The organism is Streptomyces ipomoeae 91-03 (genome assembly GCF_000317595.1).
Classification (GTDB): Bacteria; Actinomycetota; Actinomycetes; order Streptomycetales; family Streptomycetaceae; genus Streptomyces; species Streptomyces ipomoeae.
Map to the genome: position 1 here is coordinate 1 of NZ_AEJC01000325.1, position 23,220 is coordinate 23,220.

At 70.2% G+C, this 23,220-nt stretch carries 14 protein-coding genes; 12 read left to right on the plus strand and 2 right to left on the minus strand.

Features of this window, described 5'->3' with window-relative positions; genetic code table 11:
* A partial coding sequence (locus tag STRIP9103_RS21260; RefSeq protein WP_009316970.1) for a glycoside hydrolase family 3 protein occupies window positions 1-2,064 on the minus strand: 2,064 nt, incomplete at its 3' end.
* 385 nt (window positions 2,065-2,449) lie between these two features.
* On the opposite strand from STRIP9103_RS21260, the gene STRIP9103_RS21265 reads away from it, so the two are divergent.
* The 7 genes from STRIP9103_RS21265 to STRIP9103_RS21295 all read left to right on the plus strand — a co-directional run bounded on the left by STRIP9103_RS21265 (window position 2,450) and on the right by STRIP9103_RS21295 (window position 13,644).
* Window positions 2,450-4,132, plus strand: coding sequence for an extracellular solute-binding protein (locus tag STRIP9103_RS21265; protein ID WP_009316962.1), 1,683 nt, complete (start codon window positions 2,450-2,452; stop codon window positions 4,130-4,132).
* A 26-nt stretch (window positions 4,133-4,158) separates the two neighbouring features.
* On the plus strand, window positions 4,159-5,199 hold the full coding sequence (locus STRIP9103_RS21270; protein WP_009316980.1) for an ABC transporter permease: 1,041 nt from the start codon (window positions 4,159-4,161) through the stop codon (window positions 5,197-5,199).
* Complete coding sequence (locus tag STRIP9103_RS21275; RefSeq protein WP_009316990.1) at window positions 5,196-6,158, plus strand: carbohydrate ABC transporter permease; 963 nt, start codon at window positions 5,196-5,198, stop codon at window positions 6,156-6,158. Before STRIP9103_RS21270 ends, STRIP9103_RS21275 begins: the two co-directional genes overlap by 4 nt.
* 262 nt (window positions 6,159-6,420) lie before the next feature.
* Complete coding sequence (locus STRIP9103_RS21280; RefSeq protein ID WP_009316968.1) at window positions 6,421-8,652, plus strand: sialidase family protein; 2,232 nt, start codon at window positions 6,421-6,423, stop codon at window positions 8,650-8,652.
* On the plus strand, window positions 8,652-10,646 hold the full coding sequence (locus STRIP9103_RS21285) for a beta-galactosidase (RefSeq protein WP_009316974.1): 1,995 nt from the start codon (window positions 8,652-8,654) through the stop codon (window positions 10,644-10,646). Before STRIP9103_RS21280 ends, STRIP9103_RS21285 begins: the two co-directional genes overlap by 1 nt.
* Window positions 10,643-12,859: a glycosyl hydrolase family 95 catalytic domain-containing protein gene (locus STRIP9103_RS21290; protein WP_009316964.1), complete on the plus strand. Its 2,217-nt coding sequence runs from the start codon at window positions 10,643-10,645 to the stop codon at window positions 12,857-12,859. The genes STRIP9103_RS21285 and STRIP9103_RS21290 overlap by 4 nt, the downstream gene beginning before the upstream one ends.
* A 44-nt stretch (window positions 12,860-12,903) precedes the next feature.
* On the plus strand, window positions 12,904-13,644 hold the full coding sequence (locus STRIP9103_RS21295; protein WP_009316988.1) for a glycoside hydrolase family 12 protein: 741 nt from the start codon (window positions 12,904-12,906) through the stop codon (window positions 13,642-13,644).
* A 63-nt stretch (window positions 13,645-13,707) separates the two neighbouring features.
* On the opposite strand, the gene STRIP9103_RS21300 is transcribed toward STRIP9103_RS21295, so the two are convergent.
* On the minus strand, window positions 13,708-15,966 hold the full coding sequence (locus STRIP9103_RS21300; protein ID WP_048820691.1) for a glycoside hydrolase family 36 protein: 2,259 nt from the start codon (window positions 15,964-15,966) through the stop codon (window positions 13,708-13,710).
* Between the two features lie 124 nt (window positions 15,967-16,090).
* On the opposite strand from STRIP9103_RS21300, the gene STRIP9103_RS21305 reads away from it, so the two are divergent.
* From STRIP9103_RS21305 to STRIP9103_RS21325, 5 genes are all read left to right on the plus strand, one after another.
* Window positions 16,091-17,128 carry a LacI family DNA-binding transcriptional regulator gene (locus STRIP9103_RS21305; RefSeq protein ID WP_048820693.1) on the plus strand — a complete coding sequence of 346 codons (1,038 nt, stop codon included), beginning with the start codon at window positions 16,091-16,093 and terminating at the stop codon, window positions 17,126-17,128.
* A gap of 138 nt (window positions 17,129-17,266) precedes the next feature.
* Entirely contained in the window at window positions 17,267-18,598 is a 1,332-nt protein-coding gene (locus STRIP9103_RS21310) for an ABC transporter substrate-binding protein (protein ID WP_009316983.1), read from the plus strand.
* A gap of 24 nt (window positions 18,599-18,622) precedes the next feature.
* Entirely contained in the window at window positions 18,623-19,552 is a 930-nt protein-coding gene (locus tag STRIP9103_RS21315; protein ID WP_009316966.1) for a carbohydrate ABC transporter permease, read from the plus strand.
* Window positions 19,553-19,572: 20 nt separating this feature from the next.
* The gene (locus STRIP9103_RS21320; protein ID WP_009316972.1) at window positions 19,573-20,406 is read left to right on the plus strand and encodes a carbohydrate ABC transporter permease; all 834 of its coding nucleotides are present in this window, start codon (window positions 19,573-19,575) and stop codon (window positions 20,404-20,406) included.
* A gap of 88 nt (window positions 20,407-20,494) precedes the next feature.
* Window positions 20,495-22,963: a carbohydrate-binding protein gene (locus tag STRIP9103_RS21325; protein ID WP_048820692.1), complete on the plus strand. Its 2,469-nt coding sequence runs from the start codon at window positions 20,495-20,497 to the stop codon at window positions 22,961-22,963.
* Window positions 22,964-23,220 lie beyond the last annotated feature (257 nt).

The window sequence follows — 23,220 nt, forward strand, 5'->3', positions numbered from 1 at the left end:
GTAGAGGTACGTCTGGCGGGCGCCGATCACGTCGTAGTCGAGGAGGTCGGGGAGGTCCGCGTCGGAGGCGTACCAGGTCTGCGGGAGGCGGCCGGCGGGGGAGACGTCGCCGGCGAGGACGCGGGCCAGGGCGGTGCCCGCGGCCTGGCCGCCGTGCGCGGTCCACAGGGAGGCGGGCAGGTCGGCGTGGTCGACGGCGTACGGGTAGGCCGAGACCAGGACCAGGACGGTGTTCGGGTTGGCGGCGCGGGCCGCGCGCAGCAGGCGCTCCTGGTGGGCGGGGAGGGCGAGGCCGGCACGGTCCTCGGTCTCGCGGCCGTTGATGTGCGGGTCGTTGCCCGCGACCACGACGACCACGTCGGCCTCGGCGGCGACCCTGCTCACGGCCTCCTCGCCGGGCTGGGTCACCATGAGCTCGAAGACTTCCGGGTTCTCGGCGGCAACCTTCACACCGTCGGCGGCGACAGTGACGTACCGGCCTGTCCCTGTGTGCTTGAGGAGGTGACCGTTCTCGTGAGGTTCCAGGCGGAATGTCTCCTGGACCACCCAGCCGCCCGGCTGGTCGGCGGCGGCGCGGACATAGCCGTCCTCGGCGACCGAGAGGTAACGGCCGTCCGGCGCACGGAAGGTGAGCAGGTCCTCGCCCCAGTCGATGAGGGCGAGTTCGGTGCCGTTCGGGTCGGTGGTGAGCGGCGGCAGGTCCGTGCGTCCGGCGAGCAGCGCCGGGTCGAGGGCGCCCTCCGCGCCGCGCACCTCGTCGGCGGCCTCGGCGACCTCCGGGACGGACAGGCAGGCGCCGGTGGACAGCGCCCTGAGGCGTACGCGGTCCACGCCCTCCGCGAACGTCACGCGCTCGGCGCCGAACCGGTCGTACAGCCCCTCCAGGGGCGTGGACCGGTGGATGAGGGTGCCGCTGTACCAGTCGAGCTTGCACTCGTCGGCGAGCAGACCGACCACGGCGATCCGGGCGTCGGCGGCCAGCGGCAGCAGGCCGCCCTCGTTCTTGAGCAGGACGACGGCCTGCTCGGCGGCCTCCTGGGCGAGGGCGCGGTGGGCCGGGGTGTCGAAGTCCTTGGTGTCGGCGTACGGGTCGGCCCCGGGGTCGAACTCGCCGAGGCGGAAGCGGACCGAGAGCTGGCGGCGGACGGCCTCGTCGATGTCGTCGGCGGTGAGCAGGCCCTGGTCGAGGGCGCCCCGGATTCGTCCGATGATCGTGGAGCTGTCCGTGCCGTGGTCGGTGAAGCTGTCGACGCCGGCCCGGAGCGCGGCGGCGGTCGCCTCCTCGTGGGTGTCGAAGTAGTGCTCGGAGTCGACGAGGTTCGACGGCGCGCCCGCGTCCGAGCAGACCAGCAGGGGCTCGTCGGTCCAGGTGCGCAGGTGCTCGGCCAGGTAGGGCGAGACATGGTTGGGGCGGCCGTTGACCAGGTTGTACGCGGGCATCACGCCGGCCACCGCGCCCGCCTCGACCGTCTCGCGGAAGGCACGCAGGTCGTACTCGTGCAGCACCCGGGGGCGGACGGAGGAGGACGTGACGTCGCGGCCCGTCTCGTTGTTGTGCGCCAGCCAGTGCTTGAGCACGGGAGCCGTGCGCCAGTACATGGGGTGGTCGCCGCGCAGGCCGCGGGTGTACGCGGTCGCGATCGCCGAGGTCAGCCTGGGGTCCTCGGAGTAGCCCTCCTCGTTGCGGCCCCACAGCGGGTGGCGCAGCAGATTGACCGTGGGGGACCAGACGTTGAGGCCGACGCGGTCGTCGCGGGCGCGCATGGCGCGGGTCTCGGCGGAGACGGCCTCGCCGACCCGGCGTACGAGGTTCTCGTTCCAGGTCGCGCCGAGACCCACGGCCTGCGGGAACACCGTCGCCGGGCCCATCCAGGCGACGCCGTGCAGGGCCTCCTGGCCGGTGCGGAACGCGGCGATGCCGAGGCGTTCGACGGCGGGGGCGAACTGGTGCAGGAAGGCGATCTTCTCGTCCGGGGTGAGCCGCTGGAGCAGATCGTCGATGCGCTTCGCGAGCGGCAGCTGCGGATCGCGGAAAGCGGGCGTGGGCGGCGTCTGTGCGGTCACGTGGGGATCCCTTTGCGGTGGAGCGACGAGGCGCTTTCGAAGCGCTTCGATGCTGATTCGAGCGTGGGGTGGGTGTCAAGAGACCAAGGCGCAACAGATCCGTTTCCTCACCGTCATATTGGCCGAGGTAAGGGGGGTCGGAAGGGGGTGTTCCGGTCGTTCACACCTCGGAGGAAACTTGGAATCGACCCTTGTGCACCCCCGGTCGTTCACTTAACCTCGCAGCAACATCGAAGCGCTTCGACAACGGAGGGAACGCTTCGCGTGCTCACATCCCTCTGTTGTTCATCAGTTCCATCGCTTCAGCACAGCCAGTTCCACTCACGACACCGCAGCCGACGGCCACCGCCGGGTGTCCTGGTGTGCGCCATGAAGGGTTGACGCAATGACGCCGAACTCCGCCTCCTCCGCGCCCAGCCGGAGAAGTTTTCTCGCCTCCACGGCGGTCGCCGCCGCCGTAGTGGCGGGGGGTGTGCCCCTGCTGTCCGCCTGCGGCGGCTCGCAGGAGGGCCGCAAGGAGGGCACGACCTCGGGGAAGGACGCCGCGAAGATCCTTCCGACGTTCGTCGCGTCGAACGTCGTGGCGCCCGACATCCCGGCGAAGAACGGCGCCCCGGCCGGTTTCACCAAGGCGATCGCCACCGCCGATCTGAAGACCTCGGTCCCGAAGAAGCTCGGCAGCGGCGGCAAGCTGAAGATCATGTCCCCGTTCTGGGGCACCCCGCCGAAGAATGACAACCCTTACTACAAGGCGATGAACGAGGCCATCGGCGTCGAGGTCACCTGGCAGAACCAGGACGGCAACACCTACGACCAGAAGCTCGGCGCGGTCCTCGCCTCCAGCGACATCCCCGACGTGGTGGTCGTCCCCGCCTGGAACCTGATGGGCCGCATACCCAGCGCCATCAACGCCAAGTTCGCGGACCTCGGCCCGTACCTCTCCGGCGACAAGGTCAAGAAGTACCCGAACCTCGCGGCCGTCCCCACCGAGGCCTGGCAGCGCGGAATCTTCGGCGGCCAGCTGCGCGCGGTCCCGATGCCCTCCCCGTACGTCACGGGCATCGCGCCCATGTACCGCAAGGACCTCTTCGAGAAGAAGGGCTACGGCGTCCCGACGAGCCCGGACGAGTTCCTGTCCTGGGCGAAGGAGGCCACCGACGCCAAGTCCAAGCTCTGGGCCTGCGACGACATGAAATGGGCGGCGCTGCACATCTACGGCGTCTTCCCCGGCGGCGACAAGGCGCTGTGGTGGAACATGGTCGACGGCAAGCTCGTCAACCGTGTCGAGACCGACGAGTTCCTGGAAGCGCTGGAGTGGACGCGCAAGCTCTACGCGGCCGGCGTGGTCCACCCGGACGCCCTCAACGTCAAGGCCGGAGGCCTCGCGGGCAACCGGTTCACCGCCGGGGAGGTGCTGGTCTACAGCCAGAACATCTCCGACTGGTGGGGCAAGACGGCCGAACAGGGCACCCGGAAAAGCGACTTCGAGATGGCCGCGTTCGACTACTTCGGTCCCGACGGCGGCGACCCGACGCTCTGGGCGGACCAGCCGGCCGGCATCTTCACCTTCATCAGCAAGAAGGCGAGCAAGCAGCAGATCGAGGACTTCCTCGCTCTCTGCAACTTCTGTGCCGCGCCCTACGGCACCAAGGAGTTCATGCTCACCTCCTACGGCGTCGACGGCACGGACTACGAGACCAAGAAGGGCCTGCCGGTCAAGACCACCCAGGGCATCAACGAGGTCAACGGCGCCTACGACTACACCGGCAATCCCGCCCCGTACGTCGCCTACGTCGATCTGCCCGAGGTCACCAAGGGCATCGTCGAGTGGCAGCAGCGCATGGGCGCCTTCACCAAGAAGACCTCCTTCTTCGGACTGACCGTCACCGAACCCAACCGCTGGGCCAACCTCGCCGACAACTTCGAGCAGCTGGAGGACGACGTCGTGCGCGGCCGGAAGAAGATCAGCGACATGCAGCAGGCGGTGGCCGACTGGAAGAGCAAGGGCGGCGACGACCTGCGCGACTGGTACAAGAAGCTGCTCGACGAGACCGGCTCGGCGAACTGACCCGGGGCTGAGGCAAGGAGAACACCGTGTCCCACAGCACGGTGCCCCGGCCCAGGGCCGAGGCGAAGACCCCCGAGAACACCCCGGTGGCATCAGGCGACGCCACCGGATCCCGGCCCCGGGGCGACAAGCGCAGGGGCAGACTGAGTCTGCGGCTCAGATTCCGGCGTGACCGCACGCTGATCCTGATGACGCTGCCGGCGATCCTGCTGATCCTGGTCTTCAACTACATACCGATCCTCGGCAATGTGGTCGCCTTCCAGGACTACGACCCCTACCTCAGCGAAAACGGCTTCGTGGCCATGCTGGAGAGCCCCTGGGTCGGCCTGGAGCAGTTCGAGCGGATCTTCGCGGACTCGGCCTTCTGGCACGCGGTGCAGAACACCTTCGTGCTGTTCATCCTCCAGCTCGTGCTGTTCTTCCCGGTCCCGATCCTCCTCGCGCTGCTCATCAACAGCGTGGTCAGGCCCCGGGTCCGGGCGGTCGCCCAGGCGGTGATGTACCTCCCGCACTTCTTCTCCTGGGTCCTCGTCGTCACCGTGTTCATGCAGATCTTCGGCGGCGCCGGCATCATCGCGCAGACCCTCCGCCAGCACGGCGTCGAGGGCTTCGACCTGATGACCAACCCGGAGACCTTCAAGTACCTGGTCACGGTCGAGATGATCTGGAAGGACGCAGGCTGGGGCATCATCGTCTTCCTCGCCGCGCTCTCCTCCGTCTCCACCGACCTCTACGAGGCCGCCGCCATGGACGGCGCCGGTCGCTGGCGGCGCATGTGGCACGTCACCCTGCCCGCCCTGCGCCCGGTGATCGCCCTCCTCCTGGTGCTGCGCGTCGGTGACGCCCTCACCGTCGGCTTCGAACAACTACTGCTCCAACGCTCCGCCGTGGGCGTCGACGCCTCCGACGTCCTCGACACCTATGTGTGGTGGAACGGCATCCGCAACCAGGACTTCAGCTACGCCGCCGCCGCGGGCCTCATCAAGGGCGTGGTCGGCCTCGCACTGGTCCTGATCGCCAACAAGGTCGCCCATCTCATGGGTGAGCAGGGGGTGTACAAGAAATGAGCGCACTCCTCGACAACACGGCCGAGCCGGCCGACCGGCGGCCCACGGCGAAGAAGCCGAGCCGCTGGGCCGCGCCGCCCCGCCCGGTCTGGGAGGAAGAACCCGCCAAGGCGGGACTCGCGGGCAAGGCCATCGCCCTGGGCTTCGCCTGCTTCGCGATCCTCTTCCCCCTCTGGATCGTCATCGTCACCAGCCTCCAGACGAAGAAGACCATCGACGAGGCCGGCGGTCTGGTCGTCATCCCCAAGAGCATCACCTTCGTCGCCTACCGGGAACTCCTCGGCGGCGGCCAGGTCCAGACGGCGGCGCTGGTCAGCGTGGGCGTCACGCTCGTCGGCACCCTGTTCAGCATGACCGTCTCGGTCCTGTGCGCCTACGGTCTCTCCCGCGTCGGCTCTCTCGGCCACCGCTGGATCCTGATGACCCTGCTCGCCACGATGTTCTTCGGCGCCGGCCTCATCCCGACCTATCTGCTGGTCCAGGCCCTCGGCCTCACCGACACCTACCTCGCGCTGATCCTCCCCAGTGCCGTGAGCGTCTTCAACATCCTGGTCCTGCGCTCGTTCTTCATGGGCATCTCTCCGGAGCTGATCGACAGCGCCCGCATCGACGGCGCCGGAGACTGGCGCATCCTGTGGAAGATCGTGATGCCGCTGTCGAGGGCCGTCCTCGCGGTCATCGCCCTCTTCTACGCGGTCGGCTACTGGAGCGCGTGGTTCAACGCCTCCATCTACCTCACCGACCAGGACATGATGCCGCTGCAGAACGTCATGATCCAGCTCGTCCAGAAACAGGAACGCCCGGTCGGCCTCTCCGCCCAGATCAACACCGGCCAGCTCTCCCCGCTCGCGATCCAGATGGCGGTCATGGTGATGGCCCTGCTCCCGGTCGCGGTCCTCTCGCCCTTCGTCCAGAAACACTTCAAGAAGGGCATGCTCACCGGCGCGGTCAAGGGCTGAACCCCCACGCCGCACCCCCACGGCACCCCTCCCCGCACCCCCTCCGAACCCCGCCGTGCCCGGCCGTGCCTGTCACCCGGCCGGGCACGGCGGGCCCCAGCGGCACGATGTCGCAGGGCGCCTTCGGCAGTCGGGCCGCGCCTTCGAGGGGCGCGGGGAACTGCGCGACCAGCCCCACACCACCCGCGGTCGCCGACAAACCGCATCGACCGAGCTCTCAGACGACCGAACTCGCACCCCTCCCCGTAAAACGAGGTATGTCATGCGCACCCCCCAGCCGAGCCGCCGCACCGTACTCGCCGGGACGGCGGCCGCCGCCGCACTCACCAGCCTCCCCGCGCTGGGCACCCCGGCCCGGGCCGCGGAACCCCGGGCCGCCAGGACCACCGGAGGCTATCGCTGGCGCAACGCCGTGATCGGCGGCACCGGCTTCGTCACCGGCGTCCTCTTCCACCCCGCCGTACGAGGCCTCGCCTACGCCCGCACGGACATGGGCGGCGCCTACCGCTGGGACGACCGCGAGGCCCGCTGGACCCCGCTGACCGACCACCTCGGCTGGGACGACTGGAACCTCCTCGGCGTGGAGGCCATCGCCGTCGACCCCGCCCACCCCGACCGCCTCTACCTCGCCCTCGGCACCTACGCCCAGTCCTGGGCCGGCAACGGCGCGATCCTCCGCTCCGACGACCGCGGCGCCACCTGGGCCCGCACCGACCTCACCGTGAAGCTCGGCGCCAACGAGGACGGCCGGGGCACGGGCGAGCGGCTGCTCGTCGACCCGCGTGACAGTGACACCCTGTGGCTCGGCACCAGACACGACGGCCTGCTCAAGTCGACCGACCGGGGCGCCACCTGGACGGCGGCGACCGGCTTCCCGGGCAAGGCGAGCGCGAACGGGCAGGGCGTCACCCTCCTCGTCGCCGCCGGACGCACCCTCTACGCCGGCTGGGGCGACGGTGACGGCACGTCCGCGACGGCGAACCTCTACCGCACCAGCGACGGCACCACCTGGGAAGCCGTCCCCGGCCGGCCCACCGGCGCTGCCGCCAAGGTCCCGATCCGCGCCGCGTACGACAAGCACACCCGCGAGCTGTACGTGACGTACGCCAACGCGCCCGGCCCCAACGGCCAGTCCGACGGCAGCGTGCACAAGCTGCGCACCACCAGCGGCAAGTGGACCGAGGTGACCCCGGTGAAGCCGGGTGGCACCACGACTGGGGGAGGCTCCGCCGACACCTTCGGCTACGGCGGGGTCGCCGTCGACGCCTGCCGCCCGGGCACGGTGGTCGTCTCCACCAACAACCGCTGGGCGGACATCGACACCGTGTACCGGTCCACCGACGGTGGCCGTACCTGGACGTCCCTCAAGGACTCCGCTGTGTTCGACGTATCCGAGACTCCTTACCTCAAGTGGGGCGCTGACAAGCCGAAGTTCGGCTGGTGGATCCAGGCGCTGGCGCTCGACCCGTACGACTCGAAGCACATCGTGTACGGCACCGGCGCGACCCTCTACGGCACCCGCGACCTCAAGCGCTGGGCCCCGCAGATCCGTGGTCTGGAAGAGACGTCCGTGCGCCAGCTGATCTCGCCTCCGGTCGGAGAGGCGCATCTGCTGAGCGGGTCCGGGGACATCGGAACGATGTACCACGAACGGCTCACGGCGTCTCCGTCGCGCGGCATGGCGTCGAACCCCGTGTTCGGGTCGGCGACGGGGCTCGCGCAGGCCTCGGCGAAGCCGTCGTACGTGGTCCGCACCGGCTGGGGCGACAACGGCAACGGCGCCTACTCGAACGACGGGGGCCGGACCTGGGCGCCCTTCGCGGCCCAGCCCGACATCGCCAAGAACGCACCGGGGCCGATCGCCACCAACGCCGACGGCAGCGTGCTGCTGTGGTCCTTCGTGCACTGGGACGGCACGAAGTACGCAGCCCATCGCTCCACCGACAACGGCGCGACCTGGTCCGAGGTCTCCTCCTTCCCGAAGGGCGCCACGCCGGTCGCCGACCCGGCCGACCCGACGCTCTTCTACGCATTCGACACCGACACGGGAACGCTATACGCCAGCACTGACAGTGGCCGTTCGTTCACGGCCCGTGCGACCGGGCTGCCCAAGGGCGACAGCCAGTTCAAGCTGGTCGCGGCCCCGGGACGCACCGGCGACCTGTGGCTGAGCGTGAAGTGGAACGGGCTGTACCGGTCCACCGACGGCGGGGTCACCTTCTCGAAGATCGACAGCTGCTGGGCCTCGTACACCCTCGGCTTCGGCAAGGCCGCCGACGGCGCCGATTATCCGGCGATCTACCAGGTCGGCTCCACCGAGGCCATCACCGCCGTCTACCGCTCGGACGACGGCGCGAAGACATGGACGCGCATCAACGACGACGCCCATCAGTGGGGCTGGATCGGCGAGGTCGTCATCGGCGACCCGCGCGTCTACGGCCGCGTGTACCTGGCCACGAACGGGCGCGGCATTCAGTACGGGGAGCCGGTCTGATGCCAGGCCCCACCCAGCCGAGTCTGAACGACGCCACGCGTGGCCGCATCCTCTTCGGCGGTGACTACAACCCCGAGCAGTGGCCCGAGGAGGTCTGGCAGGACGACGTACGCCTCATGAAGGAGGCCGGCGTCAACTCCGTCACCCTCGGCGTCTTCTCCTGGGCGAAGCTGGAACCCCGGCCGGGGGCGAGGGAGTTCGGCTGGCTGGACCGGCTGATGGACCTGATGCACGCGGGCGGCATCGGGGTCGTCCTGGCCACGCCCACCTCCTCCCCACCCCCCTGGATGGGCCACCTCCACCCCGAGACGCTGCCGCGCGACGAGAACGGCCGGATCGAGTGGTGGGGCTCCCGCCAGCACTTCGCGCACTCCAGTGCCACGTACCGCCGCTACGCCGCCGCCATCACCGAGGACCTGGCCGCCCGCTACGGCAGCCACCCGGCCCTCACGATGTGGCACATCAACAACGAGTACTGCACCTACGACTGGGGCGACGAGGCCGCGACCGCCTTCCGCGGCTGGCTCCGGCGCAGGTACGACACGCTCGACGCCCTCAACGAGGCATGGGGCACGGCCTTCTGGAGCCAGGCCTACGGCGACTGGGACGAGGTCCTGCCGCCGCGCCGCGCCCACTACATGAAGAACCCGACGCACGTGCTGGACTTCAAACGGTTCACGTCCGACGCGCTGCTGGAGTGTTACCTCGCCGAGCGCGACATCGTCCGCCGGCACACCCCGCACATCCCGGTGACCACCAACTTCATGCCGATGTGGGTGGGCCAGGACGCGTGGCGGTGGGCCGAGGAGGAGGACGTCGTCTCGGTCGACATCTACCCCGACCCGCGTGACCCGCTCGGCGCCCAGAACGGCGCCCTCGTCCAGGACATGACGCGCTCACAGGCGGGCGGCGGCCCCTGGATGCTCATGGAGCAGGCCGCCGGCCCCGTCAACTGGCGCGGTGTCAACCACCCCAAGCCCCGGGGCCTCAACCGCCTCTGGTCCCTCCAGGCCGTCGCCCGGGGCGCGGACGCCGTCTGCTACTTCCAGTGGCGGCAGTCCCGGCAGGGCGCGGAGAAGTTCCACTCGGGCATGGTCGGCCACGCGGGCGAACAGGGGCGCACGTACCAGGAGGTCAAGCGGCTGGGCGCAGAGCTCGCCACCATCGGCGGCGAGGTGGCGGGCCGGCACATCGCCGCCGACGTCGCCCTGCTGTTCGACTGGCACTCCTGGTGGGCCGGCGCGCACGACGGCCGGCTGTCGTCCGAGGTGGACTTCGCGCAGGTCGTACGGTCCTGGCACCGCGCCCTCTGGGAGGCACACCTCACCACCGCGTTCGCCCACCTCGAGCATGATCTCGCCGCGTACAAGCTCGTCGTCGTACCCCAGCTGTACCTGCTCACGGACGCCGCCATCGACAACCTCCTCGCCTACGTGCGCGGCGGCGGCACCCTCGTCTGCGGCTTCCTGACCGGCATCGCCGACGAGGACGACCGGGTACGGCCCGGCGGCATGGACGTACGGCTGCGCGACCTGTTCGGCATCCGCACGCTGCACGAGTGGTGGCCGCTGGACGCGGGGGAGGACGTCGAGTGCGACGGCCCTCAGGGTGCCTTCCGGGGCACGCTGTGGTCCGAGGAGATCGAGGCGGGGGACGCGGACGAGGTCGTCCCGTACAAGGGCGGTGAGCTCGACGGTCTTCCGGCGGTGCTGCGGAAGGGGCGCGCCTGGTACGTCTCCACGCTGCCCGAACCGGCGGCGTTGCGTGGGCTGTTGGCGCGAGTGGCGGCCGACGCGGGGGTGCGGCCGGTCCTCGACGGACTGCCCGACGGGGTCGAGGCGGTACGACGCGGTGACGTGCTGTTCGTCCTCAACCACGGCCGGGAGGAGGTCACGGTCGACGTGCCGGGCACCCACCGCGACCTGCTGACAGGGGCCACGGTCACCGGTTCGCTGTCGCTCGGCAGATACGGCGTGGCGGTGCTCGGGCCATGACCACGACCGCCACGCCCACACAGCACGGCACCTGGGAACCCGCCCCCGCCACCCGCTGGGAGGACGCCTTCCTCAGCGGCAACGGCCACCACGGCGCCATGGTGTTCGGTGATCCGAACGACGACCGCGTCATCGTCACCCATCACACCCTCGTACGGCCCAACGGAGGCGAGACCGCCAGACCGCCGAGGCTCGCCGCCGAACTGCGGTCCCTCCAGGACCGGTTGCTCGCGGGGGAACCGACCGCCGCCGAGGACTTCACCGACGGCCGGGGGCTGCAGTGGGTGCAGCCGTTCCACCCCGGCTTCCAGGTGCGGCTGCGGCGGGCGGAGCGGGAGCGGCGGGGCTATCGGCGGTCGGTCGACTTCACCACCGGGGTCGTCGAGGCGGAGTGCGAGGGCCGGCGCAGCCGTGTCTTCGTCTCGCGCGCGGACGACGTGATCGTCCAGTACGTCACCGGCCCACGGCTCACCCTGGACATCGACCTCGACCACCGCCTCCCGGGGGCGCCCCCGGACCTGGCGGTGGGACACGGCGCGGTCCTCACCTCCGAGGGCGCACTGCTGACCCTGCGCGGTCGCTACCCGGGCAGCGACCGCGGCTACACCGGTACGACCCTCGCGCTCGTCACCGGCGGCCGTACGACCCTCACCCCGCCCGGTCTGCGCGTCGAACGGGCCCAGTCGGTGCTGCTGCTCACCCGCGTACGCCGCCACACGGGCGAACTGGACGCCCTGGCCGAGGGAGAAGGGCTGCGGGAGCTGCTGCCGGGGGAGGGGGCGGAGCCGTACGCGTCGTTGCTGGAACGCCACGTCGACCTGCACCGCCCCGCCTACACCCGGGCCTCCCTCACCCTGGACGCCGACGCCGACGAGCGCGCCCTGCCCGGCTCCCGGCTCGTCCACAGCCACGGCAGCCCCGCCCTCCTCGAACGCCTCTTCGCCGCCGGCCGCTACCACCTGCTCTCCTCCAGCGGTGTCCTCCCGCCCCGCCTCGTGGGGCTGTGGACCGGCGACTGGAACACGGCCTGGTCGGGGGCGTTCACCACCAACGCCAACCTCAACCTCCAGACGGCGTCCGCCGCGGCCGGAGCCCTGCCCGAGGTCACCGACGCGCACGCGAACCTCGTGCACGGGCAGCTCGCGGACTGGCGGGAGAACGCGCGGGCGATCTTCGGGGCGCGGGGCGTGGTCGCTCCGTCGCACACCGACGGGGAGAGCGGGCACACGTACCACTACAGCCGCGAGTACCCCCACCACCTCTGGACCGCCGGTGCCGACTGGCTGCTGAAGCCGCTGGTGGACCACGACGACACACACGGCGAGCGCGACCCGCGCACCGCCGCCGCGCTCGCCGAAGTGGCCCGGTTCTACGAGGACTTCCTCACCCGGACCGACGACGACGGACATGTGGTCGTCGTCCCCTCCTACTCGCCGGAGAACCGCCCGGCGAACGCCAGTTGGGGCGCGATCAACGCGGCGATGGATCTCTCCGCCGCCCGCCACGCGCTGCTGACCGCCGCCGAGTACCACCCCGGCTCAGCCGAGGCCGACCGCTGGCGCGCCCTGGCCGATCGGCTTCCGCCGCACCGGGTGAACGAGGACGGGGCGCTGGCGGAGTGGGCATGGCCGGGGCTGGCGGAGACGTACGACCACCGGCACCTCAGCCATCTGTACGGCGTCTGGCCGCTCGACGAGATCACCCCGTACGACACCCCGGACCTCGCGGCGGCGGCACACCGCGCGCTGGAACTCCGGGGCGCGGAGAACGACTCGGCGCACGGCCATCTGCACCACGCCCTGGTCGCGGCGCGCCTGCGCGACGGCGACCGGGTGGCGCACGCGCTCGGCCAGGTCCTCAAGGGAGACTTCTTCCACGCCTCCCTGATGACCTCGCACTACCCCCACCTCGACGTCTACAACGCGGACGCCGCCCACGCGCTCCCCGCCGTGGTCATCGAGGCCCTGGTCCAGTCGACCCCCGACCGGCTGGTCCTGCTGCCCGCACTGCCGGACGCGTACCCCAGGGGCGCCATCAGGGGCGTACGCACCCGGTTCGGGGCGACGGTCGACCTGACCTGGACCCCCGACGGCGCGACGGCGGTCGTACGCCCGATGCGGACCTGTCGTGTCGAACTCCGAACTTCCACCGGCGCCGAACCGCTCGACCTCGTCGCCGGAGAAGACCGCGACCTCACCCTGGGGCCGCGGTAGCTCTCTCCCCCCCCGCAATTCCCCCCACCCATGGAAGGGACACCATGGCAACACGCACCCGCAACCGCACGCTGAGCAGGATCGGCAAGGCCCTGCTGGCTCCGGCCCTCGCGCTCGGCGCCACCGTCGGCCTCGCCGCCGCCCCCGCCTCGGCCGCCGTCTGGAACTCCTGCGACCAGTGGGGCAACACCAGCCTCAACGGCTACACGCTCTACAACAACATCTGGGGCTCCGGCGCCGGCAGCCAGTGCATCTGGGCCAACTCCGGTACCAACTGGGGTGTCTGGGCCAACCACCCCAACACCGGCGGCATCAAGTCCTACCCCAACTCCAAGAAGGTGATCAACAAGACGATCACCTCGCTGGGCTCGCTCAACAGCAGCTACAACGTCACGGTCCCGTCCTCGGGCTCGTACAACTCGTCGTACGACATCTGGGACACGGACTACGACTACGAGACCATGCTCTGGGTCAACTACAACGGGGACGTCGGCGCCCTCGGCACCTTCCAACAGAGCGTGACGCTCGGCGGGCACAGCTGGAACGTCTACAAGGGCCGCGCCTACCGCTCCGACGGCACCTACTGGGACGTCTTCTCCTTCCTCCGCACCTCCGACTCCACCTCCGGCACGGTCCAGATCCTTCCCATCCTGAAGTGGATCAAGGACACCAAGGGCTGGATGGGCAACGAAACCATCGGTGACGTCCAGTTCGGCTTCGAGGTCACCTCCTCCAACGGCGGCCTCGACTTCGTCACCAACAACCTGACCGTCAGCAGCAGCTGACCCCACCCCCCGGGCCGGTGCCGTACCCCCACGCGGCACCGGCCCGGGGCCTACGTGCCGTGACTAGGACCCGGTCTCCGGTGTGAGCCGGATCAGCAGCACGCCAGGGGTCTGCGGCAGCGAGACCCGCAGGCCCTCCCCGTCCCAGGTCGCGGAGCCGGTGGTGGCCGCGGGGGACGGGTGGAGGATCTCCGTCCGGATGTCGCGTCCGGCCAAGTGCCTCACGGGCACGTGGACCTCGGGCTCCGCACCCCTGCGCCACACCGACAGGTACGACGCCCCGCCCGGTACCCGCAGCCCCAGGGCCGGCCACTCGTCCGTCCAGCCCGGTAGGCCCAGCGGCCAGAAGGGCACGGCGCGCGCGAGGTCCCCCCGGATGTCCTTGTACGTGGCCAACGCGTCGCGCACGAGGGCGAGCTGGTGCTCGGACATGCGGTTCAGATGGCCCGAGAGGTGGACGCGGCCGAGGAGGGCTGTGCCGAGGACGAAGGTGATCAGGGTGTCGTCGTGTTCGGGCTGCGGGTACGCCCAGACGGCGCCCTGTTCCGGTGGGACCGCTGTGGGCGCGGCGGCGGCGATCGGCGGGTAGCGGAGCGGGTCCTGCTGGTCGCTGGTGGACTGGAGTTGGGCGGTGGAGAGGGTGGCGGCGTCCATGCGCATGCCGCCCGAGGCACAGTTCTCGATGACCAGGCGCGGGTAGCGGTCCAGTACGCCGGACAGCCAGTCCAGATAGGCGTGGGCGTGGCCGAGGAGGCCGGCGCCTGGCGCGATGTCGCCGGGGGCACAGGTGCCCGGGTCGACGACGATGTTGTAGTCGAGTTTCAGGTAGCCGACGCCCCAGCCACCGACGATCCGGTCGACCGTCTTGTCGAGATGGGCCCGGGCGGCGGGGTGCCGTAGGTCCAGCTGGTGGCGGCCCTGTTCGGTGAGGCGTACTCCGTCGCGTCGGAAGAAGGCCTCCGGGGGGAGTTCGGCCGCGATCGGGCTGCGTACGCCCACCACCTCCGGCTCCAGCCACAGACCGGGCACCATGCCGCGTTCCCGGATCCGGTCCAGGACCGCCCGGATCCCGCCGTCGGGGAAGCGGCGCGGGGACGGCAGCCATTCGCCGACGCCGTCCCACCAGCCGCCGTCGACCGAGTCGTCGTACCAGCCGGAGTCGATGCAGAAGTACTCGGCGCCCGCGTCCGCCGCCGCGTCGATCAGCGGCAGCAGCTTCTCCGTCGTCGGGTCGCCCATCAGGGTGTTCATGTAGTCGTTGAAGACGACCGGCAACCCCTCGTGGTCCGGGTGGGGACGGCGGACGGCTCGGCGGTACGAGGTCAGGGCGCCCATCGCGGCGTCGAACCCGGAGCCGAGGGCGAGCGCCGCCGGCACCGTCGTGAACTCCTCGCCCGGCGCCAGCCGCACCCGCCACTGGTGCTCGGCGTCGGTCGGGCCGTTCACGGCGAGGTACGTGCCGTGTGCCCGTTCGCCCAGGTCCCAGCGCCAGCCGGCCGGGGACTCCACCTGCCACACCCAGGCCCGCCCGGCCCCGCCCCGTTCCGTGAGCGCCCCCATCGGCAGATGGCCGTCGCTGGGCCAACTGCCGCGCCCGGTGAGGATGAGCGCCGCCCGGCTGTCGTGCTGGTGGACGTCCACGCTGATGTCGGCGACCGTGTCCCGCAGCGGCTCGGCGTACCAACGGCACTCGGCGAGCCAGTCGTTGCGGGCCCGGTGCACGTCCAGCACTCCCGGAGCGGGCAGCCCGCCGAGCAACAGACTGCTGACGGACTGGACGACGAGGGGTTCCGTGCCGTCGTTGCGCAGCCGGACCCGGGAGCGCAGCACCGGCACTCCGACGGGTGAGGACAGTTCGACGAACGCGGTCAACCCGGTGGCCGGGTCGTGGAGTTCGACGGTCAGCCACTCCCACCCGCCGCCGGGACCGTCACCACCGTCGGCATCTGCGCCGCGCTCACCGCTCCGGTGCCCCCGATACACGAGCCGCGCCCCGAGAGCCGTACCGGTGAACCGAGGCCCGGACCAGCCACTGCCATGGCCGACCGCCGTCAACTCGACCAGCGGGAGAGCCACTTCCGGGTCCACCGCGTCATCGGTGGCCACCGCATCCCCGAGGCCCCCCGCGTCCCCGGAGGGCACCGCATCCCCCAGGTTCCCCACGTCCCCGGGGGCCGCCAGCCGAACCAACCGCAGAGTCCCGTCGGCCGCCGTGGCGAACGCCGCCTCCATCGCCGAGTGGCCCCAGGTGAACACCGTCCGCCGGGAGTCGGAACCGCTCGCCGCCCCCTCGGCCGTACCGCTCAAGTCCCCCTCCGCCATACCGGTCAAGGTGCCGCCCCCTCCTGAGCTGTCTCGTCCAACGCGCCCCCTCGTCGGAGGCGCCCGTGTGAATCCCTCGTCGCGTTCCCTCCACGTGCCCTGTGTGACCGGTCACAATCTTGGCATGAATGTGACCGGTCACACAAGGCGTCCGGCGAGCATCCGGGATGTGGCGACCGCCGCCGGAGTCTCGTACCAGACGGTCTCCCGGGTGATCAACGACCACCCCAGCGTCAAGCAGTCCACCCGGGAGCGGGTGCTGGCCGCCATCGACGAGCTGGGGTTTCGCCGCAACGCCACCGCGCTCGCGCTGGCCAGCGGGCGCAGCCGGGGTGTGACCGTACTGACCGCGAACACCACGCACTACGGCTATGCCTCGATCCTCCAGGGCATCGAGGAGGCGGCGCGGGCGGCGTCGTACGCGGTCGGGATCGGGGTCCTGGAGTCGGCGGAGGAAGCCGCCGTCGCCGCCGAGGTGCGGCGGGCGGCGGACGCGGGCGGCGGTCTGATCGTGATCGCCTACGATCCGGCCGGTGTCGCGGCCCTCGGTGCCGTCCCCGCCGGACTGCCGGTCGTCGGCGTCGTCGAGACCCCGGCCAGTCCACCCGGCGGCGACCAGCCCTGGGTGTGGACCGACGACCGCGAGGCCGCCTACCAGGTGACCCGGCATCTGCTCTCCTTGGGCCACGAGACCGTGCACTACGTCGCGATCCCGTCCAGCACCCGGCGCACCAGCGCCCGTACCACCGGCTGGCGGCAGGCGCTGAAGGAGGCCGGAGCGCCCGAACCCCGCCCGTTGCGGGGCGGTTGGGGGCCGGCGGTCGGTCACTCGGCGGGGCTGAGGCTCGCGAAGGACCCGGCCGTCACCGCGATCCTGTGCGGCAACGACGACCTCGCCCTCGGTGTGCTGCGCGCGCTGCACGAGGCCGGCCGTTCCGTTCCGGGCGAGGTCAGCGTGGCCGGGTTCGACGACGCCCCGCACTCCGCGTATCTGACCCCGTCCCTGACGACCGTACGCCTGGACTTCACCGGCCTCGGGCGGGCCGCGTTCGCCCTGCTGCACGGTGTGCTGGAGGAGTCCGCGCAGATCGCCCCGCATCCGGTGTCCGTACCGCGACTGGTGGTGCGGGAGAGCGCGGGGCCACCGCCGGGCCACGCCTGACCATCGCCCCCGTCCCCACTCGTCCTGGCCGAGCACACGCTCCCGAACCCCGCTCGACAAGGAGCTCCGACCCCACCGCGCCGACACGCTCCGAATCCTGCTCTGCCCTGAACCACCCCGTTCTCGAAAGGCACGTGCATGTACAGAAGAGCTCTCCCCGCCCTGGCCCTCATATGTGCCGTCGGTCTGGCCGGCACCGCGTGCAGCGACCCGACCGCCGGGGACGCCGGCGCCTCCGGCTCGGACGCCAAGAAGACGGCGGTCGACCCGACGGCCCGTCTCGACGGCGTGAAGCTGACCATGTGGACGGCGCAGAACACCGTCAATGCGCCCAAGCAGGTCATCGAGGCCTTCGAGAAGGCCACCGGCGCCCAGGTGGAGACCCAGGCGGTCCCGGATCTGTACGAGCAGAACGTGCCGACCAAGCTGGCCTCCGGCGACCGCCCCGACCTGATGTTCTGGCAGCCGTCGATCTCCACGCTCCCCTTCATCCAGCCGAAGCAGAATCTGCTCACCCTCGACGGGGAGGAGTGGGAGTCCAGGCTCGGCGACACCGAGAAGTCGCTCGGGATCATCGACGGCAAGCGGTACGCGGCGATCGTCACCAGCCCCGCCATGCTCGGCGTCTACTACAACAAGGACGTCTTCAAGGCGGCCGGGCTGAGCGAGCGGGACTTCCCGAAGTCGTACGACGAGCTGCTGGCCCTCGGGCACAAGGTCGTCGACAAGACCGACGCCGCCGCCTTCTACGAGGCCGGCGGCGACAAGTGGCCGTTGCAGTGGCAGATGCAGGTCCAGCTCACCGACCTGGACAAGCAGTGGTGGGCGGGGCTGAACGAGAACAAGGAGAAGTGGACCGACCCGGTCGTCGTCGGCGCGATCAAGAAGTACAAGGAGAAGCTGCTCGACGCCGGGCTCGCCCAGAAGAACTACAGGACGGGCACGTTCACCGGGCAGGCCGACGCGCTGTGGAAGGGCGAGGTCGGCATGGTCCTCAACGTCACCTCCTTCCAGAGCCAGTTGCAGGCCAAGTACTCCACCGAGGAGATCGACGAGAAGATCGGCTGGTTCCCGATCGCCAACTCCTCCGCCACCGGCATGTACTCGCCCGACCAGACCAACGGCGTGGTCGCCTTCAAGACGGGTGACGAGAAGCGGCAGAACGCGGCCCGGCAGTTCCTCGCCTTCTGGCTCGGCCCGGACTACCCCGACTACATCAAGACCATGAAGATCCCGTCCGTGCAGCCCTCCGTGCCCACCCCGGACGGGCTCCCGCAGACCTCGAAGGCCCAGGTCGCGGCCCTGCCCACGGCGATCGGCGTCTTCCAGGCCAAGGCCGTCGTCGCCCCGGACACCCACCTCTACCTCGCCGACATGCTCTACGACAAGAAGAGCCCGCAGCAGGTCGCCCAGGCCATCCAGGACCAGTTCGCGCAGGTGGCCAAGGCCCAGGGCGCGCCCGGTTTCTAGACGACGACGGGGCGGCGACCACCCATGGCGGACACGGCGATACGTACGCGCAAGCAAAAACCGGTACCGGTGAAAGGCGGACCCAAGAAGGTCGGGCGGCTCCCGCGCGCGGCCGTGCACCACCCCTGGTGGTTCGCGCTCCCCGCGATCGTCGTCTTCGCGGGCTTCTTCCTGGTGCCCAATCTGCTCAACTTCTACTACCCGTTCACCGACTGGTCCTCGTACCACGCGGACATCGCCTTCACCGGCCTCGACAACTTCCGGACCGTCGCCGACGACGGCACCCTCGTCCGCGCCATCCGCACGACCCTGCTGTACGCCCTGCTGGCGGCCCTCTTCCAGAACGGCTTCGGGCTGGTACTGGCCCTGCTGCTGGAGGACGACACCCGCTTCAACCGGTTCTTCCGTGCCGTGTTCTTCCTCCCGGTGCTGATCTCGGCCCTGGCCACCGGTTATGTCTTCCAGGCCCTCCTCGACCAGGACGGCGCCGTCAACGCGGTGCTGGGCACCGACATCCCCTGGCTGGGCTCGACGACCTGGACGCTCGTCATCGTGACCCTCATCCACGGCTGGAAGTGGATGGGCCTGTCGATGCTGATCTATCTGGCGGGGCTCAAGGGCATCCCGGGGGACATGCTGGAGGCCGCGCGGATGGACGGGGCCGGGCCCTGGCGGACCTTCTGGTCGGTGCGATGGCCGATGCTCGCACCGGCCGTCACCTTCAACGTCACCACGGCGCTCATCGGCTCGATGAACACCTTCGACATCGTGCAGGCCACCACCGGCGGCGGGCCCGCCGCGTCCACCGAGGTCTTCAACATCTACATGTTCCGGATCTTCGGCCAGGGCCTGTACGCGCAGGCCTCCGCGATGAGTCTCGTCCTCTTCCTGGTGGTGGTCGCGGTCGCGATCCCGCTGGTCATGGGCCTGCGGCGAAGGGAGCAGCTGCTGTGAGCACGTCTTGCGCACGACCGGTGGGGAGCAGCACGCGCGCGTGGCGGTACGCCCGTCCCGTCCTCGTCGTCCTCCTCGCCGGGCTCGCCGTCGGCGTCCCGCTCTGGCTGGTCCTCGTCACCTCCGCCAAGCCGCAGGCGGAGGCCATCAAGCCGAATCTGGACCTGCCTCGGCACTGGCAGCCCGGCGCCAACTACCAGGACGCCGTCGCGCAGGGCGAGATGCTGCGCGGTCTCCTCAACTCCCTGCTCGTCGTGGTCCCTTCGGTGGTCCTCGTGCTGATCCTCGGGGCGGGCGCCGCCTGGGTCTTCGCGCGCCGCAAGTCCAGGCTGGTCTCGGCGGCGTACGCGCTCTGCGTCAGCGGACTGCTGCTGCCGCCCGCCGTCATCACCATCGTGATGGAGCTGCGCCAGCTGGGCCTCGCGAACACCCGGCCAGGAATGATCGCCGTCTACACCGGGATGTACCTGTCCACGTCGATCTTCTTCATGACCGGCTTCATCCGCGCCATCCCGATGGAGTTGGAGGAGGCCGCCCGGATCGACGGGGCCACACCGTCCCGGATCTTCGTACGGATCGTCCTTCCGCTGCTCAGGCCCGTCATCGCCACCGCCACGATCATGGTGATGCTCTACGCCTGGAGCGACATCTTCTACGCCTTCTTCGTCCTCGGCGGCGGCGACCGGGCCACCCTCCCGCTCAACCTCTACAAGGTCGCCAGCGCCCAGCTCTACCTCAACAACTGGCATCTCGTCTTCGCGTACGTCGTGGTGATGAGCCTGCCGATGGTCGCCGTGTTCCTCGTCGGCCAGCGAAAGATCGTGTCCGGAATCACCAGTGGAGCCGTCAAATGACCGGAGGTCCAGCAGCGTGATCACCCCCACCCGCACGAGATCCCGTATCAGAACCACCCTTGTGACAGCCGTACTTGGAGCAACCGCCATGGCAGGCACCCTCCCCGCAGCGGGATCAGCGGCGGCAGCGGCCGACCCGCAACGTCTCACCGTCGACCTCTCCGCGTCCGAAGGGCCGGTGATGCTCGGCGCCAACGGCTCGCTGTACGGGCTCAGCGACGACGGAGTGCCCGGCGACGCCGCCCTGGCCCCGCTGAAGATCACCAGCGTCTCGCAGAAGCCGGAGGGTGGCGCCCAGCATCCCAACGGCGACGCGCTCACCGTCTCCAAGTCGTTCTTCCGCAACGGCGGCGGCGAGATCAACGTGATGATGCAGGACATCTACGCCAAGTGGCCGTACGAGGACCTCGGCATCGACGACTACCTCCCCAAGGTCGACAAGATCGTCAAGGAGGTGTCGGCCGACCCGAACAGCGACCGCTTCGTCTACATCCCGTTCAACGAGCCCGACCAGATCTGGTACAAGCTCGGCGTCGAGGACCAGGCGACATACGAGGCCAACCGCGACCGGTTCTTCCGCGACTGGAAGACGGTGTACGAGCGCATCCGCGCGATCGACCCCGACGCCCGCATCGCCGGCCCCAACGAAGCCGCGTACCACACCCGCCTGTTGAAGGACTTCCTCGCCTTCGCCAAGCGCGAGAACGTCCTGCCCCAGATCATGACCTGGCACGAGCTGGGCTCCGGCTCCCTCAAGGACTTCCAGGCCCACTACGACGACTACCGCGCCCTGGAGCGGGAAGCGGGCATAGCCCCGCTGAAGATCAACATCGACGAGTACGCCAACCGCCGCGACCTCTCCGTCCCCGGCCAGCTCGTCCAGTGGGTCTCGATGTTCGAGAGGAACAAGGTGTACGCCAACGCGGCCTACTGGGACGCGGCCGGCAACCTCAGCGGACATGTCGTCCGCTCCAACATCCCCAACGGCGGCTGGTGGTTCTTCCGCTGGTACGCGGGTCTGACCGGCGACACCGTCAAGGTCACCCCGCCGCAGCCCAACACCATCGACACCCTCCAGGGCCTCGCCTCCCTCGACACCTCCCGCCGCCAGGCCCAGGTCCTGCTGGGCGGCTCCGCCGGTGACGCCGACGTCGTCGTCGAGAACATCTCCCGGTCGCTGTTCGGCCGTACGGTCACCGCGACCGTCGCCGAGGCCGCCTGGTCCGGATACGAGGGTCAGCACGCGGCGCCCCGAGTCCTCAGCCGTACGAAGGTGAGGATCGCCGAAGACGGCACGGTGACCGTCCCGCTGCGCGGCCTGCACAAGATGTCCGCCTACCGCGTCGTCCTCACCCCCGGCGGCTCCGGCACCCAGGCCACCCCGTCCGTCCCCTGGACCGCCTCCTACGAGGCCGAGGACGCCGCCATCACCGACGGCAAGGTCTACTCCCAGGGCACCGTCGGCAACGCCAACGGCTACGCCGCCTCCGGCACCAAGGACGTCGGCTCCCTCAACCAGCCCACCAGCAAGGTCGCCTTCACCGTGTCGGTCCCGAAGGACGGCACGTACGACCTGGCGATCCTGTACGGCAACCAGTCCGGCACCCCGGCCACGCAGCAGCTGTCCGTCGACGGCGGCGACCCGGTCACGGTGACCTATCCGTCCACCGAGAACTGGACCTACAACGCCAAGAAGGACGTCCGCGTCGAGCTGTCGGCCGGCACCCACGTCCTGACCCTCGCCAAGGGCGCCGCCGAGGTCACCCTCGACCGGATCGACCTCACCGCCCGCACCGCCGAGCCCTCCGCCTCGTACGAGGCCACGCTCGCCGACATCAGCGGCAGGCCGTCGTACGACTACTCCTCGTCGGCCGGCGTCGGCACCGGCGCGCTCGTGCTGCGCTCCGGAGACAAGGCGGTCTTCGACGTGTACGCCCCGCGCGACGGCTACTACCGGGTCGTGCCGAGGTCGTCGGCGCCGGTGCGGCTCGTCCTGCACGGGCAGACGGTGGCGGCGGTACCGGGCCGCCCGCTGAAGCTGTACCTCGTCGCGGGCAACAACCGCGTCGAGGTGACGGCTCGGAACGCCGCCGTACGCTCTCTCGACGTCACCGGCGACGGCTCGGCCACCGGCACCCTCTCCTACGAGGGCGCCGCGGCCACCCTCACCGGTGGGGCCAAGCTCGTCGACTCGCCGTACGCCTCCGCCGGCTCGTACATCGGCTGGCTCGGCAACAGCGCGGACAGCACCGCCGAGTTCACGGTGGACGCGCCCACCGCCGGGCGCTACGTCCTCGTCGTCCACTACGCGCACAACGACCGCCGCGACAACGGCCACGCCTACAACACGGACATCATGTCCCGTACGGCGGACATCACGGTCGGCGCCGGGGAGCCCCGGAAGGTCACCTTCAAGAACACCTGGAGCTGGGACGACTACTGGACGCTCGGCGTCCCCGTCGACCTGAAGAAGGGCGTCAACAAGGTCACGTTCGGCAACGCGAGCGCCTGGGCGCCGAACATCGACCGGATCGAGGTGGGCCGGGTCCTCGGCTAGGACGGTTCCCGCCCAAGGGGCACACCAGGCGAGTTGCGCCGGTTCGAGCGAGAATGCGGTCATTGCCGTCCCCTCTTCCCCCTTGGGCCACTGTCGAGGCTATCGCGAACTGTTGACTGCCGTCACCAAGGCGATACGCTCGCTGGTGCGAGCCCACCCAAAAGCGTGCGAGCCACCCGGACATGCGAGCCCACCACCACAGGGACCACAGCAGGGGGCGAACGTCATGAACTCAGGGGTCACCGCCCACATCGACA

Excerpts from the sequence above, each read along its gene's own strand:
- STRIP9103_RS21265 (WP_009316962.1), top strand. The coding sequence starts at position 2,450 with ATGACGCCGAACTCCGCCTCCTCCGCGCCCAGCCGGAGAAGTTTTCTC.
- STRIP9103_RS21275 (WP_009316990.1), top strand. The coding sequence starts at position 5,196 with ATGAGCGCACTCCTCGACAACACGGCCGAGCCGGCCGACCGGCGGCCC.
- STRIP9103_RS21280 (WP_009316968.1), top strand. The coding sequence starts at position 6,421 with ATGCGCACCCCCCAGCCGAGCCGCCGCACCGTACTCGCCGGGACGGCG.
- STRIP9103_RS21285 (WP_009316974.1), top strand. The coding sequence starts at position 8,652 with ATGCCAGGCCCCACCCAGCCGAGTCTGAACGACGCCACGCGTGGCCGC.
- STRIP9103_RS21290 (WP_009316964.1), top strand. The coding sequence starts at position 10,643 with ATGACCACGACCGCCACGCCCACACAGCACGGCACCTGGGAACCCGCC.
- STRIP9103_RS21295 (WP_009316988.1), top strand. The coding sequence starts at position 12,904 with ATGGCAACACGCACCCGCAACCGCACGCTGAGCAGGATCGGCAAGGCC.
- STRIP9103_RS21300 (WP_048820691.1), bottom strand. The coding sequence starts at position 15,966 with ATGGCGGAGGGGGACTTGAGCGGTACGGCCGAGGGGGCGGCGAGCGGT.
- STRIP9103_RS21305 (WP_048820693.1), top strand. The coding sequence starts at position 16,091 with ATGAATGTGACCGGTCACACAAGGCGTCCGGCGAGCATCCGGGATGTG.
- STRIP9103_RS21310 (WP_009316983.1), top strand. The coding sequence starts at position 17,267 with ATGTACAGAAGAGCTCTCCCCGCCCTGGCCCTCATATGTGCCGTCGGT.
- STRIP9103_RS21315 (WP_009316966.1), top strand. The coding sequence starts at position 18,623 with ATGGCGGACACGGCGATACGTACGCGCAAGCAAAAACCGGTACCGGTG.
- STRIP9103_RS21325 (WP_048820692.1), top strand. The coding sequence starts at position 20,495 with ATGGCAGGCACCCTCCCCGCAGCGGGATCAGCGGCGGCAGCGGCCGAC.